The sequence below is a fragment of the Candidatus Similichlamydia laticola genome, from assembly GCF_003339615.1.
Lineage (GTDB): Bacteria > Chlamydiota > Chlamydiia > Chlamydiales > Parilichlamydiaceae > Similichlamydia > Similichlamydia laticola.
Genome location: NZ_QQBG01000021.1, coordinates 1 through 19,465, shown reverse-complemented (window position 1 = coordinate 19,465; position 19,465 = coordinate 1). Strand labels below are relative to the sequence as shown.

The 19,465-nt window shown below is 43.8% G+C and carries 14 protein-coding genes and 1 pseudogene; 12 read left to right on the top strand and 3 right to left on the bottom strand.

The genetic code is table 11. From position 1 onward, the window contains the following. The first annotated feature begins 6 nt into the window (after positions 1–6). Complete coding sequence (locus HAT2_RS02940; protein WP_114544526.1) at positions 7–1,545, top strand: trypsin-like peptidase domain-containing protein; 1,539 nt, start codon at positions 7–9, stop codon at positions 1,543–1,545. Here the strand turns inward: HAT2_RS02940 and HAT2_RS02935 are convergent. Continuing rightward, positions 1,534–3,561, bottom strand: coding sequence for an ankyrin repeat domain-containing protein (locus HAT2_RS02935; RefSeq protein ID WP_114544525.1), 2,028 nt, complete (start codon positions 3,559–3,561; stop codon positions 1,534–1,536). The genes HAT2_RS02940 and HAT2_RS02935 overlap by 12 nt on opposite strands. A gap of 10 nt (positions 3,562–3,571) precedes the next feature. After that, on the bottom strand, positions 3,572–4,297 hold the full coding sequence (locus HAT2_RS02930; protein WP_114544524.1) for a Bax inhibitor-1/YccA family protein: 726 nt from the start codon (positions 4,295–4,297) through the stop codon (positions 3,572–3,574). 376 nt (positions 4,298–4,673) lie between these two features. Between HAT2_RS02930 and pcnB the strand changes: the two genes are divergently transcribed. Continuing rightward, a complete protein-coding gene (pcnB, locus tag HAT2_RS02920; protein WP_114544522.1) occupies positions 4,674–5,828 on the top strand; it encodes a polynucleotide adenylyltransferase PcnB in 1,155 nt (384 codons plus the stop codon). A 106-nt stretch (positions 5,829–5,934) separates the two neighbouring features. On the opposite strand, the pseudogene rpmF reads toward pcnB, so the two are convergent. Next, positions 5,935–6,090, bottom strand: a pseudogene (rpmF, locus tag HAT2_RS04005) (50S ribosomal protein L32); the annotation flags it as partial. 365 nt (positions 6,091–6,455) lie between these two features. On the opposite strand from rpmF, the gene HAT2_RS02910 reads away from it, so the two are divergent. From HAT2_RS02910 to HAT2_RS02870, 10 genes are all read left to right on the top strand, one after another. Then, positions 6,456–7,967 carry an Rne/Rng family ribonuclease gene (locus tag HAT2_RS02910; RefSeq protein WP_114544520.1) on the top strand — a complete coding sequence of 504 codons (1,512 nt, stop codon included), beginning with the start codon at positions 6,456–6,458 and terminating at the stop codon, positions 7,965–7,967. 417 nt (positions 7,968–8,384) lie between these two features. Beyond that, on the top strand, positions 8,385–9,926 hold the full coding sequence (locus tag HAT2_RS02905; protein ID WP_114544519.1) for a hypothetical protein: 1,542 nt from the start codon (positions 8,385–8,387) through the stop codon (positions 9,924–9,926). Positions 9,927–10,050: 124 nt separating this feature from the next. After that, complete coding sequence (locus HAT2_RS02900; protein ID WP_114544518.1) at positions 10,051–10,329, top strand: hypothetical protein; 279 nt, start codon at positions 10,051–10,053, stop codon at positions 10,327–10,329. Positions 10,330–10,401: 72 nt separating this feature from the next. Beyond that, complete coding sequence (locus HAT2_RS02895; RefSeq protein ID WP_147267505.1) at positions 10,402–11,901, top strand: hypothetical protein; 1,500 nt, start codon at positions 10,402–10,404, stop codon at positions 11,899–11,901. Positions 11,902–11,931: 30 nt separating this feature from the next. Next, positions 11,932–13,428 (top strand): hypothetical protein, encoded by a 1,497-nt coding sequence (locus tag HAT2_RS02890; protein WP_114544516.1) that lies wholly within the window; start codon positions 11,932–11,934, stop codon positions 13,426–13,428. Between the two features lie 380 nt (positions 13,429–13,808). Further along, positions 13,809–14,912 carry a hypothetical protein gene (locus HAT2_RS02885; protein WP_147267504.1) on the top strand — a complete coding sequence of 368 codons (1,104 nt, stop codon included), beginning with the start codon at positions 13,809–13,811 and terminating at the stop codon, positions 14,910–14,912. 234 nt (positions 14,913–15,146) lie between these two features. Continuing rightward, entirely contained in the window at positions 15,147–16,661 is a 1,515-nt protein-coding gene (locus HAT2_RS02880) for a hypothetical protein (protein ID WP_147267503.1), read from the top strand. A 184-nt stretch (positions 16,662–16,845) separates the two neighbouring features. Next, complete coding sequence (locus HAT2_RS03760; RefSeq protein WP_147267502.1) at positions 16,846–17,253, top strand: hypothetical protein; 408 nt, start codon at positions 16,846–16,848, stop codon at positions 17,251–17,253. A 123-nt stretch (positions 17,254–17,376) separates the two neighbouring features. Next, entirely contained in the window at positions 17,377–18,351 is a 975-nt protein-coding gene (locus HAT2_RS02875) for a hypothetical protein (protein WP_147267501.1), read from the top strand. Next, on the top strand, positions 18,324–19,465 hold a 1,142-nt coding region (locus HAT2_RS02870; protein ID WP_181860337.1), incomplete at its 3' end, for a hypothetical protein. The genes HAT2_RS02875 and HAT2_RS02870, both read left to right, overlap by 28 nt.

The following is a 19,465-nucleotide window of genomic DNA, read 5'->3' as shown; positions in this document are numbered from 1 at the left end:
GGACGTATGGTTGAAAATCGTTTGAGGAGGTCACATGTCATCGCTACTCTCTGTGCATGTTCCCTAGGACTTCCCTTTGCCCTTGGAAATTATTTGTTTGGAGTTCGTGCAGAAGCAGTGCACAAAGATCTGCACTCAAGGCGAACTGATTCGGGTTCTTTGTTGAAACAGGTTTCCAACTGTATTTCTTCTATCACGAAAGAATCCATTCCAGCTGTTGTCTCTGTACGTTGTTACAGTACTTCCCCTGATCCGTATCATCCCGATGGGCAAAAGGATATTCCTCCAGAAATGATGTATGAAGAATTCATTAATCGTTTTTTTGGATTGCCTATGGGGCCTCCTGGAAAGCAGAAGCCGTCCCCTTTTCGTAGACAGGCCCCTCCAGAAAAGGTGGAACCTTACCTTTTTGCATTCGGCTCAGGTTTCATTATTCACGAATCGGGCTACACCGTGACCAATGCACACGTTGTAAAAAATGCGGATAAGATTGCAGTTCTCCTTTACGGAGAAGAAAAAGAACGAGAGGCTCAACTTGTTGGTGTCGATGCTGATACAGACTTGGCCGTCATCAAGGTCGAAGGATCAAACTTCCCTTATTTAGAACTAGGGGACTCAGATCAACTCCAAATTGGTGAGATGGTCATTGCCATAGGGAATGCCCATCAATGGACACACTCTGTGACCATGGGTGTAGTCAGCGCAAAGGGAAGAGAAAATTTGAACCTCAATCTGATTGAGGAATACATCCAAACAGATGCCGCTATTAACTTAGGGAACTCTGGTGGACCTCTTTTAGATGTGGATGGAAAGGTCGTAGGTGTGAACACTGCCTTTGCAAGTAATAACGGCAGCGGTTCTATTGGTATTGGTTTTGCCATCCCGAGTAATTTGACACGCAGTATTACACAGCAATTGATTGAGGAGGGCGTCGTACGGAGAGGCTTTCTTGGTGTCTTAATCAAAGAAATGACACCAACAACAGCAGAAGCTTACGGATTAGATAAACCAGAGGGTTTTATTATTACGGAAATCATGGAAGGTTCTGCTGCTCAGAGGTCTGGGATGGCAGTTGGGGACGTTTTGTTAAGAGTTAACGGACGCACCATTAAGAACTTCCAACAACTAAGAAAGATTTTCTCTATTCACAAGCCTGGATCTGAGGTTACCGTTACCCTTTTCCGAGATGGCAAACTAATAGATGTAACCGTTGTCTTAGACGCTGACAATCAAATCACGACAGATGGAGCTCAAAATATTAATGAACTCGGTCTTCTCCTAGAGAATCACGAATTGATCTTGGACAACGGCAAGAAAGAATTTTGTGTTCGCGTCAAGGAAGTTGCGCCCGAGAGCCCAGCAGCCAAAAGTGGTATTAACCTCGGTGACCTGATCATCTTACTCGATCTAAACAAGGTACATAATGTTCTCGACTTCAAGAGAAAACTAGCAACACGAGAAGCAGGAAAGCAGAATATCTTGCTCCTCGTTGCCGATCCTACAGGAAAAAATCGTCGTAACGTTATCCTCCCTTCAAAGAAATAGGGACTCTATCTCCTCTTTTATTCCGGCAGCCTGTGCCAGATCGTAAGGTGTTTGACCTTTTCGGTCTGGTATGTCTGCACGGATGCCTTTTATTCGACTTAACGCTCGAATACTCAAAACAAAACCTTTGGCCGCGCAAAGATGTAGGGCAGTCTGCCCTTCACTATTTTGAAGATTGACATCTTCTGGGGCCACAGACAAAAGCAGTTCTAAACAGGCAACAGAATCTTGCTGAGCTGCCAAATGGAGAGGCAAAGAACCAAGTAAATCTTGCTGGATACGAGTTTGGGGTTGTGATTCCAAAATCTTATTAGCCATAGTTGGTCTATTGGCAAGACACGCCTCGTGCAAAGGAGAAGAGCCTTTTTTATCTTTAACAAGAAAATTGGCGCCTGCCTTCCAAAGAAGATCAAAACAGCCTTTCTCACCCAAGCGAACAGCCAAATGGACTGGAGTAACACCTTGACAATCTGCCTCATCTAAAGAGGGTCTCCTCTCATGAGCAAGAATCCTCTCTAAAACTTTGGGATTCCGCCCTTGAACAGCCGCATGAATGAGATTTTTTCCAGAAAGGTTAGTCTGGAGGAGAGCTGGCTCTATCTTTTCTGAAGGGACATGCTCCAAAAAGGACTCCACGCAATCAAAATGCCCTAGTTCACAAGCAAGATGAAGGGGTGTTCTAAAACAAAGATCTTTAGTCAGAAGAGGAGCACCAAAAGAGCAGAGCATCTCGACCAAACGAGCCTGGTTTCTTTCCACCGCTAAATGCAGGGGAGCCTTCTTATCGACGGTCAAGCGAGAAGAATCAGCTTTCTCCCTTAGCAAGGTCTCTACCGTATCAACAGACCCTTGCATAATAGCCAGGTGCAGGGCCGTCTGCCCAAGTGAATCGGCTGAATTAATGTGCGCAGCGTGATCAATAAGTAACTGGACCAGATCGAACTTATTTTCATCTATAGCAATGTGGAGAGGAGATTTTCCCATTGCATTCTTTCTGTCTGGATCGGCCCCCTTAGCGAGTAAATGAGAACATACAGACATATTCCCAGCTCTTACACCAAGATGAAGAGGTGTTTCTCCGACAAAATCAGGGTTGTTCACGTAAAAGCCTAAGGAAATCAAATAGTTAGCCAAATCGGCGCCATTATGGAGAGCAGCATAATGGAGTAAAGATTGCCCTGCACGATTGGTCTCTTTAAGAAAGCGTTCTGAACGCAATTTCCTTACACCTAAAATGGCTTCTAGAAAGGATCGACAACCTAAACGAGCTGCTAAAAAAAGAGGGGATTCTGAAAAACGGTCTTGTTGGAGAGGATCTGCTCCAGAGTCGAGAAGCAAAAGCATCAAAGATAAGTTTCGAGAGAGAGTAGCAGAATGGAAAGCCGTACGTCCCTTTCGATTCTGTGCCGAGTAAGACAAGCCTTTTTCAATGAGAAATTCAACTGCTTCTATATCTCCATTAAGGGCAGCAAGATGAAGCAAGCTGTTGCCATAGCGATCGACTCCCATTAAGGACCATCCTAGCTCAGTAGAAGCAACCGAGAGAAAAGAAAAAAAGCCAAGATGCGTTGCCTCTCTCAGAGAAAATTCTTTCTTCTCTAGGCTTTGAGCAAGCTCCAAACACCTTTTCCTACGGTCTCCTTCTGAAAGAGAAAAAGAGTGAAAGCCTACTTCCTGAAGAGGCCCTAGTTGCAAAAACTTTCCCAGGCCTCCTCTCATTTCTTTTAAACATTTTGTCAGGAAACAATTCGCATCTTCTGCGCTTCCTAATCCTTCTTCTCTTTCCAAAAAAGACTGAAGGTGGACAGCAGAAGAGATATCCCAAGTTTCAGGCTTAAGACGAGCCCAGAAGGGTTCAAGTACAGACAGATGGCCCAGGAAAAACTCCGGATCATCAGCAAGGGTCCCTAAAAAGAGCCTCTGAAAAAAGGCAGAATCTGCAAAGTGACCGAAAAGGTAAGCCCGGCTATCCCCGTAAAGAACATCCCGAAAGGAGACTTTTACGTGATCAACCAAAACAACTCCTCTACCTGTCTCGATCGTGCGAAAGAATACGCAAAGCGTACCAGAACATCGTAATCAGATTAGCATACATACCCAAGGCTGCCATCAATGCCAACTTATGTACCTCACCTCCGTCCTTCATAGACAAGCGAGAGTTCCACTCTTGAATCTTCTGAGCTTCGAACATAGTTAAGCCCATGAAAAGAGCTAGGCCACAGTAAGCAAGAATAAGCTGGAAGGAAGAGACGCTCCCAAAAAAAGAGAAGACTACAGACAACAAAGTCAGTCCAACGAAACCCATCAAGGCAAAAGAAAGCAACACGCCTAAATTAGTTAAATCAGACCGGGTATAACGCCCATACAAGGCAGAGGCAATGAACATCGCAGAGGCAGAACAAAAGGCCACCCAGACCGCGGAGCCATACCCTATACGAACAAACAAAGGGAGGACTGACCCGAAGAAGAAACCCTCACAAATAGAGTAGACAACGAAACAAGTAGAAAGAGCAGCGGCAGATAACCTCTCCAGATTGTAACGAATATACAAGCTAATCCCCAATGTCGCAGCAGTCCAAACCCACCACAAAGAGGCGACCTTGACGTACAAGCCAGTGGCATACATACCATATGCGACCGAAGCTGTTATGGCCAAACCTGCAGCAACCCAGCCATAGACATAGGAAGCAAAAGTCCCCGCCTTGTCCAAAAAAGAATGACGCTGATTTGAGTGTTGCTCGCCTAGACGCATGAGGTCCTCCCCAAGGATGTCGTTGTAAAACTTATATCAGGATCGGATAATCGGAAGAAGTAAAACCCTTCCCTGCATGAAATCCAACCCAACAAGTTGTACTACTAAACCTAATTTTCATAAACTGGCTGCAATTCTTCGTGACAAGCACGCTTGCTCTTGTCCCTTTTGGCAAAGGGTCTTTCGTCGTTTGTTTCGGGACTTTGTTTTGTAGATCGATTCCTTGGCCATTTAGAGTTTTCATTGCAAGTCGTGACAAAAAGATAAAGGATGTCATTTCTTTCGGAAACTATGGCTACCCCTAAAGTAGAATCTTTCTACTCGTATCAAACTGAACTCAAATGATTAGTTACTTTGCAAAGCGAACATAGAAAATATGGAAAACAGGGCCACTTACAAAGTTTATAATGCAACCGCGTACGGTCTATCTGTTGATCACTTGCCTAGAGCAGCGATGAGTGTTTTTTCTCGCCTGGAGAGCGCTGGTTTTTTGGTCTATTTAGTCGGTGGCTGCGTTCGAGACCTGCTCTTACAGTCGCAACCAAAGGATTTCGACTTTGCTACTTCTGCAAGGCCTGACCAAGTTCGTTCTCTCTTTCGTTCCAATTCCCGTATTGTCGGCAGAAGATTTCCTCTAGCACACATCAGAATGCAACACGCCATCTTCGAAGTGTCCACCTTCCGAGCTGGAAACGATTCCAACTCCTTGATCATTCGGGATAATCAGTGGGGAACACCCGAAGAAGACGCTCTCCGGAGAGATCTGACAATCAACTCCCTTTTTTATCATCCTACTTCTGGGGAGATTATCGACTATTCGGGTGGAATGAAAGACCTTTTTCGAAAGAAACTATCTGTCATTGGAGATCCAGAATCACGCTTTTTGCAAGACCCTGTGCGGATGATCCGTATCCTTAAGCTGCAATCCAAGTTAGAGAATTTCTCTATTCCTCTCAAAATCAAACAGGCAATCAAACGCTGTTCTGGAGAAATTGAAAAAAGCTCCACCGCCCGGGTCCTCGAGGAGATCCTGAGAGGACTAGAGTCTGGCCATGCCTTTACCTTTTTTGAGCTGTTGAGCCGATATGGACTCCTAAAAAATATCTTTCCTCTTCTTGAGAAGACACTGAAAAAACACAAAGAGCTCAACGGCTCTCTTCTGAGAGCTATTGACCGTTTTTCTGCACAATTTCCAGGAAAGACAATCCCAAGAAGCGTTCTCCTTGCAACCCTCTCCCTTCCCCTTATTTTAGACTCCGAGAACAAAGACGTAGAGGCTTCTTTTGATACTCTTTTCAAAGGGAATTACCCAATTCCACACAAACTTAAGGCATCCAGCTTGCAAATTCTCCGCTTACACAAAGCCATGGCAACTCCAACGAAAAGATCGGTAGAGTCGATCGCTCATGCCGAAAACTTCATTCCAGCGGTTCAACTCTTGGCCATTCGAACCATGATGGACGACAAGCTGGAACCTGCTCTCCTCTATTGGAAGAAAGTCCAAGATGTCCTGGTTGAAAACGAATTTTAAACCGACTATTAGACGTCTAGCCTTCCTGAGAGAGCGCCTCGGTCCCTTCCACAGTTCTCGTCCTTCGAACCAAGCGTCCCTTTGGTCCTTTACGAACAAAGAGTTGCTCTCCGCGGTAAAAGCCGCAAGAAGAGCACACAATATGTCCAGGAACTAGAGCTTGGCACTGCCTACACTGGTTCGACTGAACAGGTTTTAAGGCATCGTGAGCCCTACGAGTATTCTTTCTCGCATTAGAGTGTCGATTTCTTGGGACTGCCATGAACTATCTCCTCAGACAAAGACCACATCCAGATGAGGCCCCACCACCGTCAAGAACACAACCAAAAGCGAATCAGGGAAAGCAAACGAAAATGTTCAAAGGGCCAAATCGGACGCCCATTCTAACATGAGAAGAACCATTTTACCAGATCGTGTTCCTTGTTCCTCTAAAGTTATTAAATTTTTTATAGAAAAACTCTCAGAGAAGCTACTAAACTGACCTGGAGGGGCCCATTCTTGAAATAAAGTCTCCCCTTCACGTTTACGAACATGGTTTAATAACAGCTAGGAGCAGTTATTTGGATCCAGTAAGAAGGCCGAACCCCAGCAAGTATCTCGAGATAATGATGGAGTCATCACAGATATATGGAAGAAATTTTATTAAACGTAGAGTGCAAAGAGACACGCTGCGCACATCTCAAAAATGGACAGTTGCACAACCTAATCATTGAACGAAAGAGCGGGCGCTCCCTAACAGGAAATATTTATCGAGGACGCATTACCAATTTACTACACAATATCCAGTCTGCCTTTGTTGATATCGGAGAAGAGGAGAATGGTTTCATCCATTTGGCTGACGCGATTGAGAACAACACAAAGATTCTTCAAATTGAGCAGGAGAACACTCAGATCGAGTCCGAGAGTGGAAATGGGACCCAGGGTTTGCGCGTGGGACAATGGATCATTGTCCAAGTCATTAAAGAACCTATTCGAGCAAAAGGAGCAAGACTTACCTCCTTTATCACTTTGGCCGGTCGCTATGTGGCATTGTTGCCTACATCTAAACAGAGAAGTATTTCTAAAAAGATCACGCAGCCTCATATTCGAGCACGCCTTAGTCGATTCATCAAAGAGCTCAATATCCCCTCCTCAATGGGGATCATTTGTAGAACGGCAAGCAAATCGGTTACCAAAGAAGCCTTAGAAGAGGAAGTAGCAGATCTCATCGCACAATGGGAGAAGATTGTCGCTACTTTTAAGTCTCAAAAGCGAACACTTTGCCTTTATCGAGGACTAGATCTCGTTAAAAGAACAGTCTTGTACGCCCTAGAAAGGCGTTTTCAAAGGATCCTTGCCGATGAGTATAGTACTTATCAAACTTGTCAAAGTCTTTTGAACAAATATGGTAAAGAACAGCCTCTTAAAATTGAGTTTTATCGAGATCGCATCCCCATGTTCGAGCGCTTTGGAGTAGAGAGAGAGATTGAAAAAACACTGAAAAAAAAGATCTGGCTTCCTAGTGGGGGATACATTTTCTTTGAAACGACTGAAGCCATGCATACCATCGATGTTAACTCAGGCAGAAGCTTTGACAAGGCCCCCCATCCTAATTTGGAAGAAACACTTGTCCGGATCAACCTAGAAGCAGCTGAAGAAGCAAGTCGTCAGCTGCGCTTACGCAACATCGGTGGCATTATTATATGTGATTTCATCGACATGACCCTCCCATCAAATCAGAAAAGAATTTTGGATAGATTGAAAGAATGCATGCAATCTGACCCAGCAAAGTGTTCCATTCTGAATATGAGTCGATTTGGAACAGTACAGATGACTCGACAGAGGCTGAGGGAGTCATTAGCACAAACTATGCTTGTTCCTTGCCCTTACTGCCAAGGAGCAAGTTGTATCAAGAGCAATGAAACGGTTTCCATTGAGATAGAAAGAACTCTGAAAAGAGTTTTGTCCTGGTACGAAGGCTCTTCACTTAAATTACTCTGCCATCCAGAGGTTAAAGACTATTTGGAAGAAGTCGACAAGAATGCGCTCGTTCAAACAACAAAAAAAAGAAATATTCACTTAGAAATCGAGGTCGACGATGCCCTCCATCTCAACGATTTTGTACTAGTCAACCCACAGAACGGGGAGATTTTGACCTGAATGAGGAGAGAACAAGCCAATTTTTAGGCTCTCTCTATTTTCCGCCAATCGATATGTACTTGCCCACTTTGACAAGATGGGCGAATTTCATGAATTTTAATCGATACACGACAAGTCGCGGCTTCATGCCGAGAAAAATTTCTAAGAAATTTTCTATGTTGGCAAAAAAAGAAGGCATTCGACGCTTTTCCACTTGTCCTGGGAGATTTAGTACTATTCAAAGTTCCGAGTGGAGATTATGATCCTCGTGCTTTTCCCTTGTCTCTAGTGGGCATGGAAGCTAGTTCGGTGCAAGCTGTTCTTATACCTCTACCTATAGATCTTACTGGACCGAAATAAAATTGCTCGATTATGTGATCTTCAAACTTGCCAAGTCCTGCAAGCCAATTTGCTTTGCAAAACTCAAGGAGGTCGCCTGTGACTTATTTGCCCGATACACGAAGAAGATTGGGAAAGATATTTTCTTTCTTTCTCTTCTCGTCTTCCATTAGCTTTTGTACCCAGTCTCCACTGCTTCGAGCTGTTCCAGCTGTACAGCAAGTCGGCACTGTCGTTTACAGTTCAGCCACAATTGGACACGACCTCGCAAACGTGAGCGACCTATACTTTATCCAAATGGTGGGGTTAAAGGGAGCACTGGTCAAAACAACTTCAACGGCTTTAACAGCTAGTTTCAGACTTCGATTAATTCAGAAGCACCCGTTTTCTGTACGCGTCAACCGCAGTGCCGTTAGCCATGCAGCTGTTACAGCGACCGTCTTCATCATTGGGAAACAATCGTGGTTTTCCACCTGGCTAACAGGAGTCACAGGAGATGGAGGGACAGCCAGGCTTGGAACTTGTGCTGGGGGACCAGTCCTCGACATCAACATGGGCACTGGGGACGAAGCAACTGCTTGTACACATTTGGGAGAGTTCTTCACTAGCCTTCGAAATGCTACTATCGCTGATGGAGACTTCACGACCCATTACGCTTTGATGAGCACCCAGGGAAGGGCGGGCACCGGGTCTCTTCAGCCCCCTGCTGCTGCACAAGCCTTTTTTACTGCTTTTGGCATGGATAAGTTTGTCGCCTTCTCTACTACCCAAACAACACCCATCCCTATCATCGGTTGCCCTGAATATTTTCTCCACTTGACCCAAGCCAACTTAACTGCGAGTCTAGGTCAGTCAGCCTTAGACAAATGGCAAAATGATTGCGCAGGGCACTTCGTTGCCATTGGAAACTACACGCCAGCTGACATGGCCGGCTTTCTTATCAACCTGCTTTCCAGAGCTATTTTAGAGAGCACACCGGGTATTAATCAAAACTTGGCAGGAAGTGCCTGCAATAGTATCCGTGGTGATATCGCAACAACGAACGGATCCAACACAGAGATGGTTCCAGTTGGGGTCTTTGACTGCGGACCAGCAGATGCAATCGGTCTAGCCGCTGCTGCTGTTCTCAAAATGAAATTCTCGGATGCGGCTCAAAACCTCGCTGGAGCAGTCTTTGAAACGAAGTGGAACGTCATCGGAGGCCGGGCACTCTTTTGTGTTCAACTGAAGGACGGTGGTCCAACGTTTCTGACCGGAAAAAACCGTTATGGTGCTTTACTCGATACAGCCGCCAACGCTAAGACAACCTATAGCAACCAAGCAACTATGAGATCGAAGCTCTTTTCTGATTGGGTTGCAGCGGTGGGAAGTCAACAAGCTGATAGAAGACCTGGAGGAAACGACGGTTTGGCCTCGAACCAGGATGGCTATCTGGATTGGTTCACCTGCATGATGGGAGCGGAACAAAGCACTAAAGCTGCCATCACCAAAGCATCGGCCTCCACAACACAAACAGATAAAGATGATTTCGCTGATGACGTGGCTGATCGTATTGGAGCTGCCTTACTTGAATCCAGAACAGGAACCAATCCAAACGCTGGGCTATTCAATGTTTACAACTTCATTGGTAGTGGATCTTAGTAAAAGATTTTTCAAATTTATCTTACATAAAAAGGCCTCCATTTCAGAGGCCTTTTTTGTTTCATTTTGCATCATTAGTCCAGAATAGTGTAATGATGCCCCCTTCAATCCTATGGAGGTAGCTATGTCTCGTTTTTTTCTTTTTTTTTCGCTTATTTGTCTTACTTCTTTGACTTATGCATTGGACGATCATATTCGAGAACAGATTAACCAGCTTGTTCTCATGGACATGCAAGGCATCACTTGTCCAGATTCTCAGCAAAACACGGAACGAGTCACTCCGATGGCATCGGATAGGGCAATGGGCTTGGCAGCACAAACGAGTATCCTGCGGCCTCTTTCCCCCTCTAAGCAATCTGGACCAAAACTAAGAATGGTTCAGAAAATGCCACAGCATAAGTAATCTGCCTGCATTTCTGTCTTAGCACAAACTTTTTAAGAAATATTTTAGAATTTTTTCTCAATAGAGGGAGACATGATGAACCGACATCGAATTCTCTGCCTGTTTGTGTTTCTACTTTTACCCTCTGTTCCAGAATCGGTTTTTCGCCCTTATCGGGCTGCTCCCCAATTGCTAAGACATCGTCGGTGTGCCTATGCCTTACGAAGCGAACAAGTCAACTATTCAGCTTTCTTACCAACAACTCATGTCATTTCTATACCGGGTATGCGTATTCGTTCGATTGCGCTCAAACCAGGCCTCCTTCCCTTTTACACTGCACGGATATTAGCTAAAGTTTCACAATGTCTCAGAGCCAGTAACAACTTAAGAGGGACAGCTTTATTAGCTTTGACCACAAAATGCATTATCAGACAGAGCTGGCTAACCCAATGGTGGGCCGATAAACAAAAACCGCATCTTGTGCTTACTGCAAGCGGTATCGGATTAGACGCACAGCACTCAAGACTGGACGGTCTTCACGACCAACTCTGTGGTTTTTTTACTTCTTTGAAGGAAGCCTCCATACAAAGCGAAGAAGTCAACACGGCCAAGCAAACCCTACTGGACGAAGCTAATCTCACGATGCAATCTACTCCTAACGTCATAGCCTGCCATATTTTTGACTGTTTTATGGCTAACCCCACCTTGGCTAGATTAGACCAAGATGAGGAGGCCAATGTCAGAGGGATCCCCTATCATGCTCTCAATCAACTCCATTTACCGAGCATGACAACAGAAGAAGTAGACGAAGTCATACAAGATTGGTCAAGGGCTCCATTTGAGATTTTCCTTGTAACAAAAGATGATTCACATTCCGTCGAAGATATTCTTGATGCATTTATAACCCTTTGGGAAACGCAATTGCCCCGAACAGACGCTCCTCTTTCCTTTCCCAAAACATCTTTTCCTACAAATGGAACATGTGTCCATTTCTCTTGCTCTGGATCTACATTGGAAATGGTTCCCTTACTCGTCATTAACCTAGGTCCTTTGAGTCCTAAAAGTTTGGTCGCTGCCGAATTTATCGGTGCTCATCTTTCTAATTACAATGCGATACCCAACTTATTTTTTGATTGTGATTGGGCACCTTGTGCAGGTTGTACTATCGTAATGATAAAAGTACGACACGCCCCCTCCATTCACAGACTAGAAGATGGAACAAACAGATTAATGCTTCTGCAGAGAACTGCAGAACAGTTTGATTCGCTGTTCCTTTCTCACTATCTCGAGGGTGCCTTACCAGAAAACTGGAGAACATTTCTTGGAGAAAGAGAAGAAAGACGCAACTTTGAAACATGGGGCCAAAACCTCAATCGAAATCCAGCCGAGCGCTATATAGATTGGATCACCACTCTTTTCGAAAAAGAGTCAGTCTTTGCAAAACTTTCCACTCTTGAACAGGAGTCTTTACGCTCTGACCAAGTTAACGGGACTCTTTATCAAGAAGTGTTCTACCTGATCAAATCTTCCTTAATCACAGGCAAGAAACGATTCGATATTTGGAACTTCATTGGATCCCAACATGTTGAATAAGTGTTAACTAAAAAACGAAGGACTGACGAAATGAAAAAGAATAAATATCTGAGCCTTTTCCTCCTTCCTTCTGTTTTGCCTCTCTGTCAAGCAAAACACACAATTCCCCTAAAGAGGAACACTATCCTGTTTTATGGCAACATCCCGTACACAACAGAAACGAAATTTATCACTGAAAATGCTCACAAATATTACAACAAAATTAGAACAATTAAATTTCCTGGCATTCGGTTTCATACGATTCAATTCAATGGAAGAATGGGACGCAAAGTTTTTCGAATTCTCTTTAAAACAAACTATTGCTTGAGAGCAGAAGCTGACTACAAGTATACAACTATTTGTTCCATAACAATGAAGATGTTAATGCAACAGAGTTGGGTTCAACCTTGGGCCTTAGGAGCTTCTGCTAAATCAATTATGACTGTATCTGGACCAGGATTTGATGGAAGCAGCGTCCAAACTTCTGATTTGCACTACCAAATTATGCCCATCATGACTGGTCTAAAAACAGCGACTCTCTCTCAAGCAGAATTAAACAAAATGAAAAACAGCTTCATGACCCATGCTGAAAAGACTATGCACAGAACTCCACAATACGTAGCCGAGAGGATGCTCCATCGTTTCATAGAAACACCTTCTACAGCTAATCTTTTACAAGCACATGCATTCCCAGAAATCCGTGGTATTCCCTCTCAAGCTTTTAACAAAAGGTACGCCAATAACGTTTCCCTGAAAGAATGTAGCGAAATCATACAAGATTGCCTACAGGCCCCTTTAGAAATCTTTTTCATGGACCGGACAGAACCTACCGCTGGAGACCTCATTGATGCGCTTAAACCCGTTTGGGAAAATATAAGACCAGATACTCGTTATAAACTTGCACAGTCACAATCTGGATTTACAACGAAGGGAACGACAACTTTAATTAGTTGTTACGGAGGATCTCTCACCGAAATGGTCCCTGTTCTTGCCGTCAATTTAGGGAAGTTATCCCCAATTAGCCTCATAGCAGCAGATATCATCTGCACACAATTTGATCTCTACGCACATCCCAATGACGAAGCCTCTGAATCTCGACCTACCTATGATTGTGTTTGGGGGCCCTGCGGGGGATGTGCCCTTGTTATGATTCAACTTGCAGATGCTCCTCATATGACAAGCGGTAATCGCGTCAATCATCTCGGAATCATCCAGAACGCTTTTCAGTGTTTCAAGAAGAATATGTCAAAATCTGATATTGCAAATAACTTACTCTCATCTTGGTCCGAATCCTTAGGCATTCACCAAAAAATCAGAGACCTCGACCAGTGGACAGAAGCTAGTCCTAATAGAATTGAAGGTTATATGGAGTGGATGGTTGATATGTACGGTTTCGAACACGTTTTTTACGACCTTACTCTGTTAGCTTATGAGATAAACAAAGAAGGAATGCTTCATACATTGGATCAAGATATCTACGATATCATCCAAGATTCTTTTTCGGAAGATTGCCGTCGGTTTGATATTTGGTTATTCAGAGGAGTGTAACAGACTTGCACATACATAAATGGATTTTTTTTCTTCTCACAATCTGTACAGGCACATCTCATTCAATTATATTTCGATCAGCACAAAGTATACAGACTTATAACAACACTGCATATATAGCAGAAACAAGGTTTGTTAAGAGGTCTGGAATCTTTAGAGAAGCACGCATTGTTGAAGTAGCAGGTATACGAGTAGTCTTTCTCTTTGCATATGCGAACATGTCACATATTGGAGTGAGATTTATCTACAAAACAAATTATTCTCTCAGAGCCCGTTCCAGTTATAAAAATATTCTTCTCTCTTGTGTTGTTACAAGGATCATTTTAAACCAAACGTGGCTAGCCAACATTTGGTCCTCTGCAATTTACAGCAAGATATTTATGTCTACAGGTGGCCCTGGCTTTCACTCCATGTTCACCTCTCTATCTTCGATCAGTGATCTTGTAAAAAGCATATCAGCAGGTTTAAAAACAGCAACAATCTCGAGTACCGAGTTGTCGGCAATAAAAACCCAATTTTCCAATGCGAACTCTTCTCTGAGCAACACGCCTAGCTCTGTAGCAGATGCAACCATATTGGGGCTTGTTTCCTTGCCTGATACAGTAAACTTGGCACCAGCTCATTCTCTAGGAGAAATAAGGGGGATCCCTCACCAAGGAATTAGTTCTATTTACATTAATGAACTCACGACACAAGCCTGTGAACAGGCTCTTTCAGACTGGGAAAGGGCCCCAATAGAATGCCTTATAGTGGATGACGTGCGTCATTCCGATCAGTCAATCATAGACGCTATCAAACCATTATGGGAAATACAACTTCCTAAAACGGATTACGTAACTAACGGAAAAAACGTAGGTTTCACGACTACTGGACATGAGACAATCATTCGGTGCTCAGGTGGAACAGCAGGTGATATTTGTCCTCTTCTCACAATCAATCTAGGCCCCTTGTCCCCAATCACGCTTATTGCTGCTGATCTTGTTCTCACAAAATTTAGCATCTACGCGAACATAAGAAGTACCTTTAACCAAGCTATTCCCTATCAGCTCTATTGGGCTCCTTGTGGAGGGTGTGCTGTTGTCATGATCCGTTTAGGCAGTGGAGTGCCCACAACTATTTCAGGGATTAATCATCTGGGTATTCTTCGGTTATCCTCTCAGCAGTTTGTCAGGAACTTTACTCTTCAAGAGATCTCTAATAATTTACTCTCTAATTGGAGTAACTCTTTGGGAGCAAACCAGGAGATTAGAAACCTATGGGCCTGGACTACGGCCTCAACGATATCAACTTATGGAAAAATAATTGAGTGGTGGCTAGAAATGTTTGGTGTTGAGTCTGCATTTGATAGCCTGAATGTATTGGCCACAGAAATTAATGCAGGATCCGTCCCGCAAAATTTATACCAAGATATTTATGAGACCATTAAAAACGCCTTTTTACCTTCACTCAGAAACTTTGAGATTTGGCATTTCCTGTCCGATTAAATGAAGATTTAGTGCATTAAAATAATTAGTCTAGCTTTCTTCCTAGAAAGCTCTAAGTAATAGCCATAGAATTAGATGAACTTGTCAACAAATCAGACCCTAGCTATTCAATATAACTAGACTAGCTCTAACACCTAGGATCGTCCTCCTACTCGACACGAATTAAAACTCTAAAAATTAGGTTCTCAAGACAATCAAAGCTCTGAAAGAATTTTGAATTCAAGGAGAGTGTTTTTGAAAAGATGTATCTGCTTTCTTTTTTGTTTTTTCTTTATCGTGAGCGAATCACAAACCAGCTATCACCTATTACGATCCATCACCGCCCCCTCTATACGAGAGGGTGTAGCCTTTACAGAAGAGACGAAACAAGTAGACCATACCAATGTAGTTCGTTTAATTCGCCCTGCGTATACGATTGGCATGCGAATGAGTCTGGTCCACTCGCCCACATATCCCTCCTCATTGAAACGCCTTATCACAATATTCAAAACAAAGTTCTCTCTTAGAGCAGGAAGTTCCTTCCAAAAGATATTATCAGCCATTGTAACCAATAAAATCATCGAACGGCAAAGCTGGATTGCTTCTTTTATAAGTGGTGATCTTGGTTTCAGAATTTTTCAAACCTCTGCTGGACTCGCTATAATTAAGTCTTCAGCGAGCACTATTACGCTAGCAAATGAACACGCTAGCTTTTCAGAAAGCTTAGAGAGCACAACGGTCTCTCAGGCAGAATTAACGGCCGTAGCAGCTTACTTTCGCAATGCTTCTGTTACAAGTCTGCTCCAATCGCCAGACCAACTTGTAACCGGTGTGTTAAACAAATTTTCTGGGAATCCCAGTAGGGTTCACTTCCATCAAGATAACGTGCAATACTCAAGCCTAATAGCCGATCCTAAGGAGATCCCCTTTCAAGGAATAGTGAGCCTTTTTATTGACTCTGTTACCTTGGATATGTGTCAAGCTTACATGGCAGATATACGCATTTGCCCAATTGAACTCGCTCTTATGTGCACAGTCGATCTCACGGCCTCTAATTGTATCTATGACTATCACAGAACGCTTATTAGACACTTCCCATGGTCTAATCATAAAATGATTGCCAATACACTTGGCTATACAACCCAGGGAATGGAAACAGTCATCCCTTGTCAAGGGGGAAACAGTGGAGACATGGCTCCTATTTTGGTCATCAACCTGGGACCACTATCTAATGCAAGTCTCATCGCAGCTGATCTTGTCTGTACACAATTCGCCACCTATGCCAATGCAACAGGCAGCCTGCAAAACTCAGGAGTGACCTACCGCTGCGAATGGTCACCTCGAGGAGGGTGTGCCATTGTCATGATCGGTTTGGCAAGTAGTTCTCCAGCAAGACTCTCAAACCAGATAAATCGATTAGGTATGCTACGAACAGCTTTCGATCACTTCCGGACCAATTTCTCCTTGCAAGAAATATCAAATAATCTTTTGTCAAATTGGACCAACTCCTTAGGCACTAACCAATCTGTCAGAGATCTTTGGCGATGGATTCCGGGGGGCCAAGGAATCCTCACTTTTCTAGAGTGGTGGATTGAAATATTCGGAGTAGAAAGTTCATTTTATGATCTCAAACGCCTCTCCACAAATCCTCCAACAGGAACAGCAGCCACGGAATTGTATAGAGACGTCCATAACATCATTCAAAAGAGCTTCTTAGCAACAGAACACCTTTTCGACTTTTGGATTTTCCAAAAAGAAGACTCAGCTTAACACCTCCAGAGTCTTGGACCTATAAGGCAAATACCCAAGCACGACTCCACCATAGCAAGAGATTTTTGAGCACTGGGGAGTCCGCTGCTACGTGAATCTTCAGGTTCCTCCTGATGGGGATTTGCTCCACTTGTCAACAAATCAAACTCTAGATATGCCGAAATCAAAGCTATCGAGGTGAATCATGCGAGTCGCAACGTATCTCACAAAGGGTGTATGTTTTTTGACATTCTGCCTACACTGTTCATTGGTCGCTTGGGCAACTACAGAACCAATCCAACCTGGAGAAGAACAAGTAGAAACCTACACAACTAGTGACTCCATGCTTACACCAACGGGGTATTGCGACATCGTCCGTGTCCTTCGCTCAAGCGGTCTGACGATTCGCTTCCTACAAGCCAATTCTAGATTAGCTAAAAAAGCTGCAAGGGTTATCTTTAAAGTTAACCACAGCCTCCGGGCGGGTGCGCACTACAGGTACGTCACCCTTTATAGCACGTTGATGAAGATGCTCCTAGCCCAAAGCTGGTCAACAGAATGGTGGTCAAGACCGGAGAATGTAAACAGTAAAGCTATTTTGACAACTTCGTGACCTGCCTTTGATGGCTATCATGAAAGCCTTGAACTTCTTCATACGCAATTTGCCCCACTTCTCGAGGGCATCAGAACGGCATCCTTTTCTCCCTCTGAGCTTAGCGCCGTAACGACACAAATTATGAGGCAAGCAAGAAGGGTGCTTTGGAACACACCAGAAGAAGTCTCTCTTCGGGCGCTCTCCAGACTAAACGCATCCCCAAAAAACTTTGGCCTTGAGAAACAAGAGATCTTGCCCGAAATGAGAGGAATTCCTTGCTATGGTATCGATGATCTTTACGTGCCCACATTCTCCTCTCTACTTGAGTTTGAAGACGAATTGGCCGAATGGCAACAGGCCCCTGTAGAGGTACTATTTTGTAGCAATTTTCCCGAAGAAGACAGTCAAATATGGAACGCTTTCAGCATGTTCGCTCGTCCAACGACTGTAGAAAATCATGTTTTATCTGACTCAAGAGCTGGATTTACGACAACCGGGAGATCCTACGTTGTCCCCTGTACAAAAAGCTACTCTGACCAATCTATTCCTATTCTCACTATTAATCTCGGGCAACTGAATGCAACCAGCCTCATTGCCGCTGACCTATTGTGCACACAGTTCGAAAGTTACGTGGAATCTTCCCCTCTCTTCACAGGGCAAAGCACATCCTATGACGCTTTTTGGGCTCCTTGTGGTGGATGTGCTCTTGTGATGATTCGGATACAAAGGACAAGGCCACCCGAAGAACAGCACATGAACAGCCTTGAGTTAGCTCGAGAATCTTTAGAGACCTTCAAAGAACAACTCACTCTGGACGATATTAGAGATAATCTCTCAAATGATTGGTCTAGATCATTAGGAGAAAACCAAAGAAACAAGGACTTGCATATCTGGGGCTTTTCCGGGTTATTTGACTTATCCGCAACGTGGGACTGGTTGACAGATACGTATGGCTGTGAAGATGCATTTTATCAACTAGGAAGATTAGGAAGGCGCATTTTAGCTGGACAATCCTCTGAGACCGTCAGTCAAGAGGTGTATGATTTACTGCAAGAGAGGTGTTCTCTGTCTACACGTTATTTTGATATTTGGCTTTTCCAACAACACAGAGCATAGGCCATCAAACGGACGAATTGTGTCTTGTGTTTGACCAAACAATACGACAAAGAAGAAGCGTATCTCCCTTTTTTAAAGGGTTAGTACCGCTTCTTCTGTTGTTGACTACGACCGTAGAAGCTAATCGTCTTCCCTTTCAGGAAGGAGGCGTTTTCTACACTGAATCGACTTACACGCTCGATGGTAAACAAGAGCCCACTCTCTACTTGCTGCAGCTCTTCGGGATTCGCTTACGTTATCTGAGCTACTCGAGCGAGAAGTCAACAGCCCTTGTTCGCTCTATTTCCAGAATGCAATACTTTCCGCGCTACGGGTGCGACGAAAAATGGATAGTATTTTCTAGAATGTTCTTAGAGATCATTCGTACTCAAAGTTGGTATTCCAATGGATGGGCACTTGTAGGATCAATAGGATTGACTTCTGCTGGACCTTACTTAGAAATAAAATGCTCTTGTCTCGAAGAAACCTTGCAACCTATGCAACAGTTCTATTCCCAAATAAAATATAACGTTTTTTCGAAAGAAGAAATAGAACATCAAAAACAGAAGGAACAATCTTGGATTGAAACGACATGGAGCACCCTTTCCGTAGAAAGGGAAGCCGAAGCTATTTTCCTACGTGCTACAAGCATTCCACACCGAACTATGGAATTTCATGAGTATGATCTTCCACTTCCTATTCGACATTTTTATGCTTCGTATAGTCAGCAACTCACATGCAAAGACATACAACTTTTCCAAAGAGATTGGGCCCTTTCCCCTTTAGAAGTCATTTGTATCGGAAACACCCATGAGACAAAAGAAAACTTGCTGAAAAGCATACACTTGTTGGTTAATGCCGTTCCAACGCGTGTTCACTCCTCTCGCCTCGTATCTTACTGTCGCTTTGACCTTTTAGGTGGATTAAGAGCGGACTTTTTCTGCCCGTCAAGTCAAGCAATCCAAAATGTGCCCCTCTTTCTCCTTTGTCTAGGACCCATTACAGAATACAGCATCATAGCAGCAGATTTGCTCGCACGCCTACTCGGCAATCCACTCCCTGGAGAACCTTTTTTATATCAGGCAGGATGGACAATCTGTAGCGGATGTGTTCTTTTTATACTCAGGGTTGCTCC